The 13,795-nt window shown below is 39.4% G+C and carries 14 protein-coding genes; 9 read left to right on the top strand and 5 right to left on the bottom strand.

What is annotated here, in order from left to right:
* Positions 1 to 208: 208 nt before the first annotated feature.
* The 3 genes from QXS89_05070 to QXS89_05060 all read left to right on the top strand — a co-directional run bounded on the left by QXS89_05070 (position 209) and on the right by QXS89_05060 (position 2,465).
* On the top strand, positions 209 to 433 hold the full coding sequence (locus QXS89_05070) for an LSm family protein (protein ID MEM3831547.1): 225 nt from the start codon (positions 209 to 211) through the stop codon (positions 431 to 433).
* Positions 434 to 445: 12 nt separating this feature from the next.
* Complete coding sequence (locus QXS89_05065; GenBank protein MEM3831546.1) at positions 446 to 640, top strand: 50S ribosomal protein L37e; 195 nt, start codon at positions 446 to 448, stop codon at positions 638 to 640.
* Between the two features lie 424 nt (positions 641 to 1,064).
* Complete coding sequence (locus QXS89_05060; GenBank protein ID MEM3831545.1) at positions 1,065 to 2,465, top strand: glycosyltransferase family 39 protein; 1,401 nt, start codon at positions 1,065 to 1,067, stop codon at positions 2,463 to 2,465.
* Here the strand turns inward: QXS89_05060 and QXS89_05055 are convergent.
* Complete coding sequence (locus tag QXS89_05055) at positions 2,412 to 3,569, bottom strand: acyl-CoA dehydrogenase family protein (GenBank protein MEM3831544.1); 1,158 nt, start codon at positions 3,567 to 3,569, stop codon at positions 2,412 to 2,414. The genes QXS89_05060 and QXS89_05055 overlap by 54 nt on opposite strands.
* A 130-nt stretch (positions 3,570 to 3,699) precedes the next feature.
* Here QXS89_05055 and QXS89_05050 point away from each other — a divergent pair, with 130 nt between their 5' ends.
* The 4 genes from QXS89_05050 to prf1 all read left to right on the top strand — a co-directional run bounded on the left by QXS89_05050 (position 3,700) and on the right by prf1 (position 7,440).
* Positions 3,700 to 4,098 (top strand): metal-sulfur cluster assembly factor, encoded by a 399-nt coding sequence (locus QXS89_05050; protein ID MEM3831543.1) that lies wholly within the window; start codon positions 3,700 to 3,702, stop codon positions 4,096 to 4,098.
* Between the two features lie 50 nt (positions 4,099 to 4,148).
* A complete protein-coding gene (gene serS, locus QXS89_05045; GenBank protein ID MEM3831542.1) occupies positions 4,149 to 5,525 on the top strand; it encodes a serine--tRNA ligase in 1,377 nt (458 codons plus the stop codon).
* 45 nt (positions 5,526 to 5,570) lie between these two features.
* Positions 5,571 to 6,284, top strand: coding sequence for a helix-turn-helix domain-containing protein (locus tag QXS89_05040; protein ID MEM3831541.1), 714 nt, complete (start codon positions 5,571 to 5,573; stop codon positions 6,282 to 6,284).
* A 73-nt stretch (positions 6,285 to 6,357) separates the two neighbouring features.
* A complete protein-coding gene (gene prf1, locus QXS89_05035; GenBank protein MEM3831540.1) occupies positions 6,358 to 7,440 on the top strand; it encodes a peptide chain release factor aRF-1 in 1,083 nt (360 codons plus the stop codon).
* Between the two features lie 17 nt (positions 7,441 to 7,457).
* Here prf1 and QXS89_05030 read toward each other — a convergent pair whose 3' ends face one another.
* Both QXS89_05030 and QXS89_05025 read right to left on the bottom strand, forming a co-directional pair.
* Complete coding sequence (locus tag QXS89_05030; GenBank protein ID MEM3831539.1) at positions 7,458 to 7,769, bottom strand: hypothetical protein; 312 nt, start codon at positions 7,767 to 7,769, stop codon at positions 7,458 to 7,460.
* Positions 7,770 to 7,884: 115 nt separating this feature from the next.
* Positions 7,885 to 8,541, bottom strand: coding sequence for a Snf7 family protein (locus QXS89_05025; protein ID MEM3831538.1), 657 nt, complete (start codon positions 8,539 to 8,541; stop codon positions 7,885 to 7,887).
* A 251-nt stretch (positions 8,542 to 8,792) separates the two neighbouring features.
* On the opposite strand from QXS89_05025, the gene QXS89_05020 reads away from it, so the two are divergent.
* Entirely contained in the window at positions 8,793 to 9,377 is a 585-nt protein-coding gene (locus QXS89_05020) for a TATA-box-binding protein (GenBank protein ID MEM3831537.1), read from the top strand.
* On the opposite strand, the gene gatE is transcribed toward QXS89_05020, so the two are convergent.
* Positions 9,343 to 11,316: a Glu-tRNA(Gln) amidotransferase subunit GatE gene (gene gatE / locus QXS89_05015; GenBank protein ID MEM3831536.1), complete on the bottom strand. Its 1,974-nt coding sequence runs from the start codon at positions 11,314 to 11,316 to the stop codon at positions 9,343 to 9,345. The genes QXS89_05020 and gatE overlap by 35 nt on opposite strands.
* 4 nt (positions 11,317 to 11,320) lie before the next feature.
* On the bottom strand, positions 11,321 to 12,634 hold the full coding sequence (gatD, locus tag QXS89_05010) for a Glu-tRNA(Gln) amidotransferase subunit GatD (protein MEM3831535.1): 1,314 nt from the start codon (positions 12,632 to 12,634) through the stop codon (positions 11,321 to 11,323).
* 77 nt (positions 12,635 to 12,711) lie between these two features.
* Between gatD and QXS89_05005 the strand changes: the two genes are divergently transcribed.
* Entirely contained in the window at positions 12,712 to 13,791 is a 1,080-nt protein-coding gene (locus tag QXS89_05005; GenBank protein MEM3831534.1) for an NAD(P)/FAD-dependent oxidoreductase, read from the top strand.
* The last annotated feature ends 4 nt before the right edge of the window (positions 13,792 to 13,795 follow it).

The raw sequence follows: 13,795 nt of genomic DNA, 5'->3' as shown, positions 1-13,795 counted from the left end.
TACCGACCAACTAGGATTCTATTCCACAGCTTATAAAGAATTCCCCAGCACCTGATAATCATTCGAGCAAGAAAAAATATTTCAATTTCTACATATACGATGAAGATTCTTGCCTGGATACTGTTTGAAGATAGTGCTTCATCTAATAAACCCTGAAATCCTTAAATATCACAATAGATGAATAATCAGGGAGCTTGGAGGGAGTCTATTGAGCGAAGCTGCGGCAAGACTGCTTAACGAAGCTATAGGAAAGGTAGTCCTGATAAAACTAAGAGGCGAGAGAAGTATTAGAGGAAGACTTAGAAGCTTTGATATACATCTTAATATAGTTCTAGACGATGCAGAAGAAGTTAGAGATGATGGAAGTTCTAGAAAACTAGGCACAGTAATAGTAAGAGGAGAGAACGTGGTTCTAATATCACCAGGAGACTAGAGGTGATGGGATATCACCAAAGGAACTCCTTCAATGGGAAAGAGATCTAATAAAGTAACCCATATAAAATGCAGAAGATGTGGAAGAGTAGCATTTAACGTATCAAAAGGATACTGCGCAGCATGTGGATATGGAAGGTCGAGCAGAATTAGAAGATACAGATGGGCGTCTAGGAAAGTGACGAGAGTAAGACTACCGAGTAGATAGATATTTAATCATCTCAAGAATCATAGCTTAGAATTAAGCATGTAAGAAGGTGGCGAGATATCTGATCTAGCTAGCGAGCATGACTCGATCATGATAGCAAGAGAATTGCAACGCGTGAGAGAGAATAGGATAGATAGCAATAGCTCCTCCAATAAGAGAGTGATCTTATGATCTCACGCTTACAACTCGAAATCCTAGCTATTCAGATTAAGGAGGAGATCGGAGAACATGATCCGCCATAGACTGTGAGCTCTGAAAGATATGAAGATATCTTGATATTAGGCATACTAATCTGCATAGGAGCTCTCCATATGATCAGGATGTGTTAGCAAGCTGAGAGATGTTGAAGTATGAGGGGTTTTTAAGCTTTCTAGGTATACTATGATGCGAGTATTAGGAGAGAATTATAAAGGTGTGTGTAAGTGTGTCTGAGAGGATGTCGCGAAGAATCTTCGGAATCTTATTTCTCATAGCTTTTCTCTACGCTTTTCTTTCTTTCATCTACTACTATAGAACACCTTTCTATGATTCTTATATATCTGATGAGATCTGGTATGTTGATTCTGCGAGAAATCTGCTCTATCTCTTAAATCTCTCTCCCAGAGTTTATCCTCCTTATACTGCTACCATATTCATAAGACCTGAAGCTGATCTTCAGGATTTTACTAGTATGCTGAGAGAAAAACTTCCATGTATTTCTATTCTCTCAACTCTTTCTAAGATTAAGGCTGTGTATGTTTCTTCTAATAATATCTCATGTATAGAAGATGTGAACATGCTTCCTGAGGTCAAGTATACTAGGCTAGGCTATATCTATGGTGATGCTTCTTCTATAGATACATACTACAACCTAGAACATCCTCCTCTCGGCAAGTATTTTATAATGATTTCAATGTATCTCTTAGGCGACCAACCCTTCTTCTGGAGACTTCCATCTCTCATACTAGGTTTTTTAAAAGTCTTCTTAGCAGGATATATAGTCTATAGGCTTACAAGAGATCCTCTCTTCGGAGTTCTCGGCTCTCTCGCTCTTCTAATGGATCCCTTGAACATATACATGGATGGAGTGGCAATGCTCGAACCCTATGTCTCATTCTTCACACTATTAGCGGCATTCCTCATAGCTTTAGAACGCTACGAGATAGGAGGAGTCTTGATAGGTCTCGCAGGAGCATCTAAGATGAGCGGCTTCTTCCTCTCACTACCAGCACTTCTTCTCTCAATAACCAAGGGTTTTAGAAAAGCAGTCCAAAGCTCTATAATCATACCTATTCTAGTCTTCATACTCATCAACATACCTATAATAGCATTATTCGGCTATGAAGGGTGGTGGAAGAACAGCATTGAAGGAGCTATTTCATGGCATCTCTCAACAAAGACAAGACCTGGAGAAGGACCTCCTATATCAGCTCCTTGGGAATGGTTTTTAGGAGTGAATCCATTCTATCTGACGGTAAATCCCGACACTCCTGCTAGAGGGAATATCATAATATATTTAAGCGTCATAATCTTATCAGCGTTTCTTCTACCTTTTATGAATAGATATAGAGCTATAAGCAGTCTAATAATTCTCACCTACGGAACATGGTTTGGATATGTTCTCATATGGATCGCCGGAAATAGATCTGAGTACAGCTTTTATATGGCTCAGATATCACCTTTATTCGATATACTATTCGTTCTACTTATATACGTAATGTACTCTGAAATAGATCATATAAGAAGATTCTATTCCGAGCTTTCAGAGAGAATCTACAAGATCTTGAGAAGACTAGTTGAAAAGTCTTTTAAAACCATCTCTCAATATATATCTCGAGATCACTAGCTTCTGAACTTCATTAGTCCCCTCACCTATTTCGAGAAGTTTCACATCTCTATACATTCTCTCTACAGAACTCTCCCTACTATATCCATATCCTCCGAGAAGTCTTAGAGCTTCTCCTACTACATGAACTGAGATAGGTGCTACAAAATTCTTAGTCACTGCCGCGAGAAGAGGTATCTTATCAGATGAGGGGTTCGAATCATATTCTTCAGCAGCTTTATAAACCAGAGATCTGCTGGTTTCAACTAGAGTATATAGATCCGATAGAAGGAATTGAATATACTGGAATTCTATAATCTCTCTATCAAAAGCTCTTCTACTTCTAAGAAATCTGTAAGCTTCATCAAGAGATTCTTCAGCAAGACCAAGTCCTATAGAACTTATAGCAATCCTACCAACATTGAGAGCATCCATAGCAGCTTTAAAACCCGAGCCAGAACCTGCTAGAACACTATCATCATCGGCATGACATCCTTCTAGAATAATCTCAGCAGTTCCAGTACCTCTGAAACCCATAACCTCTATAGGAGATGTCTTAGTACACTCACTCCTCCTAACTAGAAATGCCGCTATATTCCTATGCCTCTCCTCTCGAGGACCTGTTCTGGCGAACACTATAAAATAATCAGCGTAGAGACCTTGCGTAATCCATGTTTTAACACCTTTAATAACCCATTCACCGCCGATCCTCTCAGCTCTACTCTCTATAGCAGCTGCATCACTACCACAACAAGGTTCTGAAAGAGCGAATGAAGCAATATACTCTCCACTAGCTATCTTCGGAAGTATCTCTTCTCTCACACGTCTACTCCCATACTTCTGAAGAATATGAGATACCAGAATCCCTTGAACTTCTACTATGAGAGATATACTACCGCTGTATCTTGCAAGCTCTTCTAGAACTACACATGCTCCCTTGAGACCTAGACCACCTCCTCCCATTTCTGGAGGTATGTTTGGTGCTAGAAGTCCTTGAAATCCTAGTTCTCTGATTATCTCTCTAGGATATCTATTCTCCTTATCTATTACGGAAGCAATATCTCTGATTCTTTTCTCGCTATACTCTCTAACTATTCTTCTAATAAGATCAAGTTCAGACTCCATGGTATAGTAGCCTCCAAATATTCATAGGATTCATAGCTTATAGATACTCTATCTCTTAAAATTTTTAAAATTATATACCAGACCTCACTTATTTACCTTGCTACGAATATAATCTAATGAAGGGTCTGAATTGAGCAGTTCTGCTATTGATAAAGAAGATATAAAAAAGAAGATACTAAAGATCCTTGAGACAATATATGATCCTGAGATACCTATAGACATATACAATCTAGGACTGATCTACGATATAAATGTAAGCGATGATGGCGTTGTAAATATCACGATGACCCTAACCGCGCTAGGATGTCCTGTAGCAAACTCACTACCATATCAAGTTTACGAGATACTTAGATCAGAACTGCCCGAGGTTAAAGATATAAATATAGACGTAGTATTCGAACCTCCCTGGACTCCTCTGAAGATGACTGAGAAAGGACGTGCAATGTTTATAGAGATCTATGGGTATGATATTGTAGAGCAGTGGAAGAAGAGATCTGGAGAAAGCGGGTCTCAGGATCCTAAGGCTTGAGAGTAGCTTTTAATATCTGATTCTCTAACTAAATTATCCAGGTACCAATAATGAGCTGGACGATTCTAGAGATGCTTAGGAAGAACCCTGAAGAGCTTAAGGAGCACATTAGAAGAAGACTTCTAAACCCCTCTCTAGTAGATGAAGCATATAGAATAGATGTTGAGTGGAGAAAAGTTCTAAGAGAAGTTGAAGAACTCAGGCACAGGCATAATATTATAAGTCAACAGATAGGTTCTGAAAAAGATCCTGCTAGAAGAGAAGAGCTTATAAAACAAGCTAAAGAACTTCTTATAGAGATAGACAAAGCAGAGGAGAAGTTAAAAGAACTTGAGAACTCGCGAGAGAGAATACTACTTCAGCTACCTAACATAGTTCACGACTCGGTTCCTATAGGCGATGAAAACTCTAATAAACCTGTTAGAGTATGGGGTGTTGCCAAGGTTTATAAAGAGGATCTTGAGACATTTCTCTCAGAGACTAGAGGTAAAGGTGTTGAGATGAGTTACAGGATCATAGATTGGAAGCCTGTGGGACATGCTGACATGCTCGAACACGTTCTAGGTCTGGGGAATACTGAGAAAGCTTCAGAGGTTGCAGCATCACGATTCTACTATCTATTCGATGATCTCGTATGGCTTGACATGGCTCTCCTATGGTATGCTATAGATTTCATGACTCAGAAAGGCTACACACTTGTAATACCTCCCTACATGCTGAGAGAAGAGGTCATGAGATCTGTTACAGACTATGATACGATAAGAGATGCTATATACAAGATCGAAGGAGAGGATCTTGTTCTCATAGGTACCGCAGAACACTCTATAGCAGCACTACATAGTAATGAAGAGATTGATGAAGAAAGACTGCCTCTAAAATACGTTGGCATAAGTCCTTGCTTCAGAAGAGAAGCTGGAGCTGGTAATAGAGATCTGAAGGGTATATTCAGAGTTCATCAGTTCCATAAAGTGGAGCAATTCATATTCTCACTCCCAGAACAGAGTTGGGAGCTTCATGAAGAGATTACTAGAAATGCTGAAGAACTATTCCAAGGTCTAGAGCTTCCTCACAGAGTTGTAAATATAGCTTCAGGAGAGCTGGGAGCTCCGGCAGCTAAGAAATACGATATAGAGGTTTGGATGCCTGCTCAAGCTAAGTTTAGAGAGATGGTTAGTTCTAGCAATGATCTTGACTGGCAGAGTTATAGGCTTAAGATTAGATTCGTGAGAAGAAGAGGAAGAGTTAAAGGTTTTGTTCATACTCTCAATTCAACAGCTATAGCAAGTACGAGAACTATAACAGCAATACTAGAGAATAACCAGAACGAAGATGGAACAGTTGAGATTCCAAAGGTTCTCAGAAAGTATCTAGAGCCTTTCCAGAGAGCTCCTAAAGATTTCATCCATCCCAGGAAGAGGAAGTCCTAAGCTCTGTTTATATCTTTTAAATATGAGAAATATATTGAGGAGATAATGAGTCTAAACCCGGTTGATAGAGCTGTACTTGATTATCTGAAGAGAAAACCCTATTCAAAGCCTCGTGAGATAGCAGAAGGTCTGGGATTTAGTCTTACATCTGTGAGGATAGCACTTTATAGACTTAGAGAGAGGGGTCTTGTCGTTAGAACTAGCAAGGGCTACACTGCTAGAACTACTTCTTCTATAAGTAGTAGTGATGCTTCGAATACCGAGATCCTTGGAACAGTTGTTCTTCGAGAAGATCTTCTGAGAAGCTTCAGTGATCTGAGAGATAGAGTTTCAGAGCTTGAGAAAAGCTTCCAGGATCTGATGGATGTCGTGGGAAGACTAGAGAGAGAAGTAGGAGAACTTAGACTGATGCTAAGATCTATTCAGGAGATCCTTAGAACAAATACTAGGAAAAGTATTTCAGATCCTCTTCTAAGTAGACTGATGACAGAAAAGATACTCAGCATAAGCGAGGCTAGAAGATATGCATCAGAAGGTCTGGGAACTCTAGATAGATATATAGAATCAGGTGCTGCAGTTATAGTTGGTAAATTCGTGGTAAGCAGAGATCTATATGATCTTGTGATCTCTCAGATGCCTATAAATGTTGAGAAACTTAATAGCATGAGCGCTAAGGAGAAGATATTAATAGAAACATTGATCAACGAAGGATACGCTTACATAGATGGAGAGCACATGATCAGACTTATAGAGAGCTAGAAGTAGAGTACCTAAAAAATTTAGGATATGAGAGAGAGAAGTATAATGGTGGGCATAATTTAGCGAGTATAGAGTGGATCGAAGGGATCTCAAAAAGATCTTAGAATATCTTAAGAAATGGGAGGCTCCGGCAACAATTCTTCTGAGTCTCTACATACCTCCTGGAAGACCTGTAGCCGATGTTCTTGATCTGTTGAGGAGAGAATACTCTATAGCAGGAAACATAAAACTTAAGAGAACCAGAGACTCTGTACAGACAGCTCTTCAAATAGCTATAGATGATCTGACAAGAATCCCTAAGATTCCTGAGAACGGTCTCGTAATATTTGCAGGAGTAGATCCAGAGTCAGGAGAACAAGTTCACATGCTCTTCGAACCTCCTGATCCTGTTCCTGTATTCTTCTACAGAACGGATAAGTGGTTTCACATAGAATTTCTCCAGCCAATGATCGAAGAATCAGAGGTCTACGGCATAATACTAATAGAGAGAGATCAAGCAACTCTAGCTCTTCTCAAACCCAGTGGATTTGTAATACTAGATGAGATAGAAGACTACATACCTGGAAAACATAGCAAGGGTGGTCAGAGTCAGAGAAGATATGATAGAATCATAGAGCAGATGGTTGAAGAATTCTACAAGAAAGTTGCTGAGAGAGCTTCTCGAGAGTTCATACCGCTTCTAGAAGAGAAGAAGCTTAAAGGATTGTTAATAGGAGGACCCGGATATTCTAAGATAGATTTCATAAGAGGAGAATACCTAGACTATAGACTCAGATCATTGATTGTAGGAGAACCTATAGATGTATCCTACCAAGGAGAAGCAGGTGTTAGAGAACTTCTTGAGAAGGCTAAAGACCTGTTAAAAGGTCATAAGTATATAGAATCTCTAAAGGCATTTGAGGAGTTTAAATACCATATAGCTAAAGACGATGGACTAGCTCTCTACGGATTAAACGAGATAAGAGAAGCACTTAACATGGGTGCTGTAGAGAAGTTGATTATCTTGGAGGAATCTGAGAAAGCTGAGGAGCTCAGCAAGCTAGCTCTATCCAAAGGCTCTGAAGTTGTGTATATAAGTGAAACACTTCCAGAGGGTATGTGGATCAAGAAAACATTCGGAGACGCTGTAGCTATACTGAGATACAGGATATACTAGTAGATCTCATGAGATACTTACTTGATTCTTAAACTCCTCCGAAGATTTATTCTGAACACACCTCTCCTACTATACTCTTCTACTTCCTCGATTCTTTCTAGAACTGCATCGATATTAAATCTCTTAAGAGTATACCTGAAATCATCTATCCAATCATTGATCCCGCATGTCTCGCAGAAACTCCCGCTGAAGATAATCTCAACTCTATCTCCGGATATTCTCACAAGTCTTGCAATAGATTCAGGAGATCTATATCTGTTATACTCTTCCACAGCTCTTCTAATAAGCCTAGATACACTTCCACTACTCTCATATCTATATTCTTTCACGCATCACACCTAAAGATAATATTCTAACCAGTATAAAACCTTAGATCTAGAATTCTGATAGAATGAGAAATAAAAAAGATTAGAAAGACTTGAAAAGGATCTTATCAAAAAAATTCTAGCTCTGAGCCTCTGATTTCGCAGTCTCTGGAGCTGTGGGTATTGTAGGAAGTGCTGGGAAGCTTTCTTTAATCCTCTGCTCTGCAACAATCCTAGCTTCTTCAAGGATCTTTCTAGCTTCTGGTGATGCATAGGCTGTCTCGGCATATGGTGCTGAAAGTCCTTCGCCTGTTTCAAGTACTACCTCTCTCAAACTCTCTTCAAGCTCTAACATTTCATATGAGAACTCTGGCATAAGTCCTCTGACAAGTCCTCTGAGATCTCTTACAACACCTAGCACCGGTGCTAGACTTGCGAATGTGTCTCCAAGCAGTACTACTGTCTCGATTCTCATGGATATCTGCTCGAGGGCTACCTGAACCATTGCCAGCTGCTTAGCAGCCTTTCTAATCTCAGCGATCTCGTTAGCAAGCATTGTAGCCCTAGCATTATCCTTTGATATTATAGCTTCTACAACTCTCTCGAATAAAGCTCTATCTCTCTCCTTAAGTCTCTCCAGCTGAACCTCGATTCTAGATGCGAGAGCTTTAATCTTGTAGTTGCTCATCAGAAGTCTGTATTTCACAGGCTCTTTCTTGCTGAAAGCCTTTCTAAACTTTTCACCTATAGATTCTCCACCCTCCCATCTCTTAGATATATCTTTTGCAATTCCCATGACCATACCTCGAGACTATAGCTATTCACTAAAAAAGCTTAAAAATATAACCGTGAGCTTCATATATGGTCTTGCTATATATAGCACCTTGTAGAAGGATCTCCTCCTAGGGTGCGAGAGAATTTTTCTCTTAACTCTTCCACTACTTGAATCTTTTAATTAAATGTTTCTCCTACTCTTCTCCTCAAGATCTCGATATACAAGGCTATATAAAAGCTATTTAAGGATTTATTTAAATAGGGTTAATAATCATGTCAGGTGTTGAGGTTAGAATTGAAAATATAGTTGCCACGGTAATACTAAATCAAACACTGGATCTAACTCTTCTAGAGCAGAATATTCCTGATATAGAGTATAACCCGGATCAGTTTCCAGGACTTATTCTAAGACTTAGCAATCCTAAGATCACAGCTCTCATATTTAAGTCTGGGAAGATGGTTGTCACAGGAGCTAAGAGAACACAGGATCTGATTAGAGCTGTTAAGAAGATTCTTAAGAGCTTTGTTAAAGGAGGTATAACGATAATTGAGAAACCTAAGATACAGATACAAAACATAGTAGCATCAGCAAATCTAGGAGTAGAGGTTATACTAGAGAAAGCAGCCTACATGCTTAAGAATTCAATGTACGAGCCAGAACAGTTTCCAGGACTCATATTTAGAATGCAAGAGCCTAGAGTAGTGCTTCTGATATTCTCGTCAGGGAAAATGGTTATAACAGGTGCTAAGAGTGAAGAGGAGGTTTCTGAAGTTGTTAACAAAGTCTATAACATTCTAAAAGAATATGAATGTCTTAAACAGCCTACGAGTGTTGAGGATCTCTATAAGCAGATCTAGGGTTATCCCTTTCTAGGAAGACTTCCAATCTTCTTCTAACAATCTCTGAAACGATCTTACCATCTATTCTTCCTCTTACCACACTCATAACTCTCCCCATCACGATGTTGAAAGCTTTATCTCTCCTCCTCATGAGATCATCTTTATTCTTCAATATGATCTCATCAATAAGTTTCTCAAGCTCTCTAACATCTATGACAGACACACCTAGCTTACTCAATATATCGTTGATCTCTCCTCCCTCAGTTATCTTCACTCTGAGAATCTCAGGTATAAGTTCTTTAGAGAACCTACCCTCCGAAAGTGCTTTGAAAATCTCTCTAAGATCATCCTCACCAAGTCTGCTCAGATCCAGACCTTCAGAGGCGAGAGCTTTAAGAGTTGATACTAGAGTTGACGCTATAATCTGAGGCGGGATCCTCGGACTGAACTCTCTTACAAACTCTTCATATAGAGCTAAATACCTGGATCTTATCAGAGACTCAGCGAGATCCTTGCTTAACCCATGTTCTCTGATAAACCTCTCTAATTTGACTTCGAGAGGTTCTGGAACAAGTTTTGAAGCTTCTCTGATAAGATCTGGTGTTATTCTAACAGGAATTATATCCGTCTCAGGATACATCCTAGCAGCACCCGGCTGTGGCCTCATATACCTTGTGGTACCATCCTCATTAGAAGCTCTAGTCTCTTCAGGCACACCGTAGAAAGCCTGATAGATTCTTTTAATTACGGCATCGAAGGCTTTCAAAACCTTATCTCTTGAATCAACTATTATTATGAAAGCATCTTTCTCAGGATCTATACTTAGAGATCTATAGATCTTCTCAAGAAGATCTCCTTCAATACCGTATCTAGGAAGCTCATCACTATGTATAATACCTCCAACACCACCCCAAGCTCTAGCATGATCTGCTAGCTCGCTCCCAAATCTTCTGTTAGGACCTATCTCGAATCCTATTAATCCTCTGAAGTTTTTGAGAGGCAGAGCATACGCAACTCCTCCTCTCTCTAGAGTTTCTCTAAGGAATCTAGCTAGTTTCTCTCTGTTATCTCTCAAGAGATCTGTTAGATCTATAAGATCTTTAATCGAAATATTAGGAGGATTAGAAAATCTTCTGAGGAGCTCTTCTCTAAGCTGTAAAAGTCTGTACTGTCTATAAGCTTCGAGCTCTACTACTCTAGATATAAGTTCAAGTCTTTGAACACCTTTAATCTCCACCTTCGCCCCACCTCTTATCGATACATTAAGATCCTGTCTTATAGTCCCCAGACCTCTCTTAACTCTTCCGGTAAGCCTCATCAAAAGCCCGATCTTGTATGCGGTTTCTTCAGCCATCTCAGGACTTGTTATATCTGGGGCTGTTGAGATCTCTATAAGAGGGATCCCAAGTCTGTCTAGAGAGTATATTATAACACCTTCTTCCTCACCTATTTTCCTAGCTGAATCCTCTTCAAGAGCTATCGTTTGAATCCTCACTCTTCCTCTAGATGTATCTATGAATCCTCCCAAAGATATTATAGCAGTTCTTTGGAAACCTGATGTATTAGAGCCGTCTACAACTATCTTCCTCATGAAGTATATCTCATCAACAGGAGAACTATTCAAAGCCATTGAAATAGCTAGAGCGATGACCAAAGCATCTCTATTAACATCATGAGGAGGTTCTTCATCAAGCTCAACTAGACAAGAACTCTCCCTAGGAGCTACGTATCTGAATACTCTTCCTCTTCTATACTCGAATAAAGCTGCAGGATCTACTTCTCCAAGCTCGCTCCTCCCAATTCTAAGTCTTCTCTCTATAACCACGCTATTCTTGTAAGGATCATCTAGAAGTTTTGTTGGGCATGAACAGAAGAGCTTGGTATCTGTATCAAGCTGCTGATGTATCTCCAGACCAACTCTAAGACCGATCTCATTGTAGTCAAGCTTGTAACTCATAGAATCACCTGATAAAAAGATCTTCAGTATGCCTACTGTTAATCTCTCCAGCAATATTAGCAGTCATTATCCTTCTTACATCCTCCATATTATCTGTTCTTCTTAGAATCCATGAGAGCTTCACATAAGCCACCTCAGGTAGCATATCCTCGCAAGGTATCACACCAGCCATGATCATCTCTCTCCCTGTCTGGTAAACCTTGAGATTAACTCTGCCGAATAAAGTCTGAGAAGTCACAGCTATAGCTACGCCATTCTGAGAAGCTCTTCTAATTGATGGAATCAAGTATTCTGGAACATGTCCAAAACCTGTTCCAGCTATCACAATACCTCTATATCCTCTTGATACTAGGAAATCTATTATCTCAGGGTCTATACCTGGGTAGCTGTAGAGTAGAGAGACTTTCTTCTCAAAACCATTCATGAGAATAGGTTCTCTATCACCTCTCTCTCTCAAGATCCTTCCTGTGATCCTGATTTCTTTCGTGTAGGGATTGACCAGAGCTATAGGAGGCTCGTTTATACTCTTAAAAGCATCTCTTCTAGATGTATGCATCTTCCTTGTTTTAACACCTCTGTAGACTCCTATCAGATCATCTGATGAAGATGAATGCATAGCGATAACAGATTCAGCTATAGGAGATCTTGATGCAACAATTAGAGCACCTATGAAGTTAAGAGCTGCATCACTGCTAGGTCTATCACTACTTCTCTGAGAGCCTACAAATACAACTGGAACAGACATGTTCTGGATAGCGAATGCTATTGCTGATGCTGTAAAACTCATAGTATCAGTTCCATGCGTGACCACAACTCCTTTGAAGCCTTCTCTCATGGATTCATAAATCTTTCTAGCAATCTCCTCCCAGTACTCGGGTTTCATATTCTCCGAGAGAATATTGAAGAGAGTCTCGCTATCTATATAAGCTATCTCAGCCACCTCAGGTATGCTCTCTATGAGTTCTTCTACGGATGCTGAAGGTCTCACAGCTCCTGTAGAGTATTCGATAAATGATGCGATAGTTCCTCCAGTTCCTATAACTTTAATTCTTGGAAGATCCTCTCTCTGCTTGATCTTTTCAATAGATAATGATTCTCTCGATTGATCTATTCTTCCTATAATCTCTAGATCTTTTATCTCATCAGCTAGAAAACCCACGTTATAGCCGTTCCTAAGTTTTAAAACAATGATCTCAGGATCTGTAAATGCGTAGGGAGGCATCACATAACCTTCTAAAATCATTCCATCTTTCTTAAATCTAATCAGATCTCCCACTCTAACGCCTAATCTCTCCATAGCCTTGTTAAAAGCCTCCAATTAAACCACTAATAAAGGATTTAAAGCAAGACTAAAATAGCTTTAGGATAGGATAAGAAGAATAGAAGGTGAATTAGTTGAAAGTCTCAGTAGTAGGTGCAGGTCCTTCAGGACTTGCAATAGCAAGACTTCTCTCAGATAAAGGATTTAATGTGAGAGTTTTCGAAGCTCAGTCTGACTATGCTGTGAAACCCTGTGGCTGGGGTCTTCCTTATACTGAGGATCTTAATAAGACAATCTTCTATAAGGATATATATGATAGTATCATATGGGAGTTCAAAGGATACAGAGTGTATATAGATGGTGAGAAGCTTTTTGAAAGCTCTAGCAGGAGAGTTCTAGGCTATATAGTGGATAAGAGAGATCTTCTCAGGAGAATGGCTGAAGGAGTTGAGGTACATCTAAAAACCCCGGTGAGATTTATTGAAGATAGAAGAATTATAATCAGAGGATCTGAAGAGATAAGATCTGATATAGTGATCAATGCAGGAGGATTCTATACTCAGAAGAAGAATCTTGATAGAATACTCGCAATACAATACTATTTAGAAGGATCTATAGAAGATCCTGAGATCCCAGAGCTCTACTTCAATTCAGAACTCGTAGGATACGCATGGATCTTCCCAGAAGGTGCTAGAAGAGCTAGAATAGGTGTTGGAGGATATGCTTCAAGAGATTTTCTAGAGAAGATTCTTTCGAAGGTTATCATGTCAAGAGAGGATCTCAAGAAGGCAGAGATAGTTAAGAGAGAAGGTGCTCTGGTAACCGTATCAGGCATAGATTGGAGTCTAGCTGAAGATAAAAATATATACTATGTTGGCGAGAGCATAGGAGCAGTAATGCCCGCAACTGGTGAAGGTATAAGACCTTCTATATTTACATCAATAGCTCTATACAACTCTATTATAAAAGGCACGAGTTATAGAGAGGAGTTATCTAGAATCAAGCTTTTCAAAGCAATGGAGATCCAGAGGAAAATACTCGATCTAGAGGTTATGGTAAGTCCTCAAGCTAGAAAGAGATTTCTAATGAAAACTCCTGAAGATATACTAATCAAGATATCTCTAGGAGATCTATCAGAGAGAGATCTTATGAAAATCGCCATGAGACCTGAGAACCTGAAAATACTTATCAATATTCTAAAAAGTTCATTCTAAAACT

The sequence above is a fragment of the Sulfolobales archaeon genome (assembly GCA_038881635.1).
Taxonomy (GTDB): domain Archaea; phylum Thermoproteota; class Thermoprotei_A; order Sulfolobales; family AG1; genus WYEN01.
The sequence above is the reverse complement of the archived record's forward strand: the minus strand, read 5'-3'. Positions and strand labels throughout refer to the sequence as shown.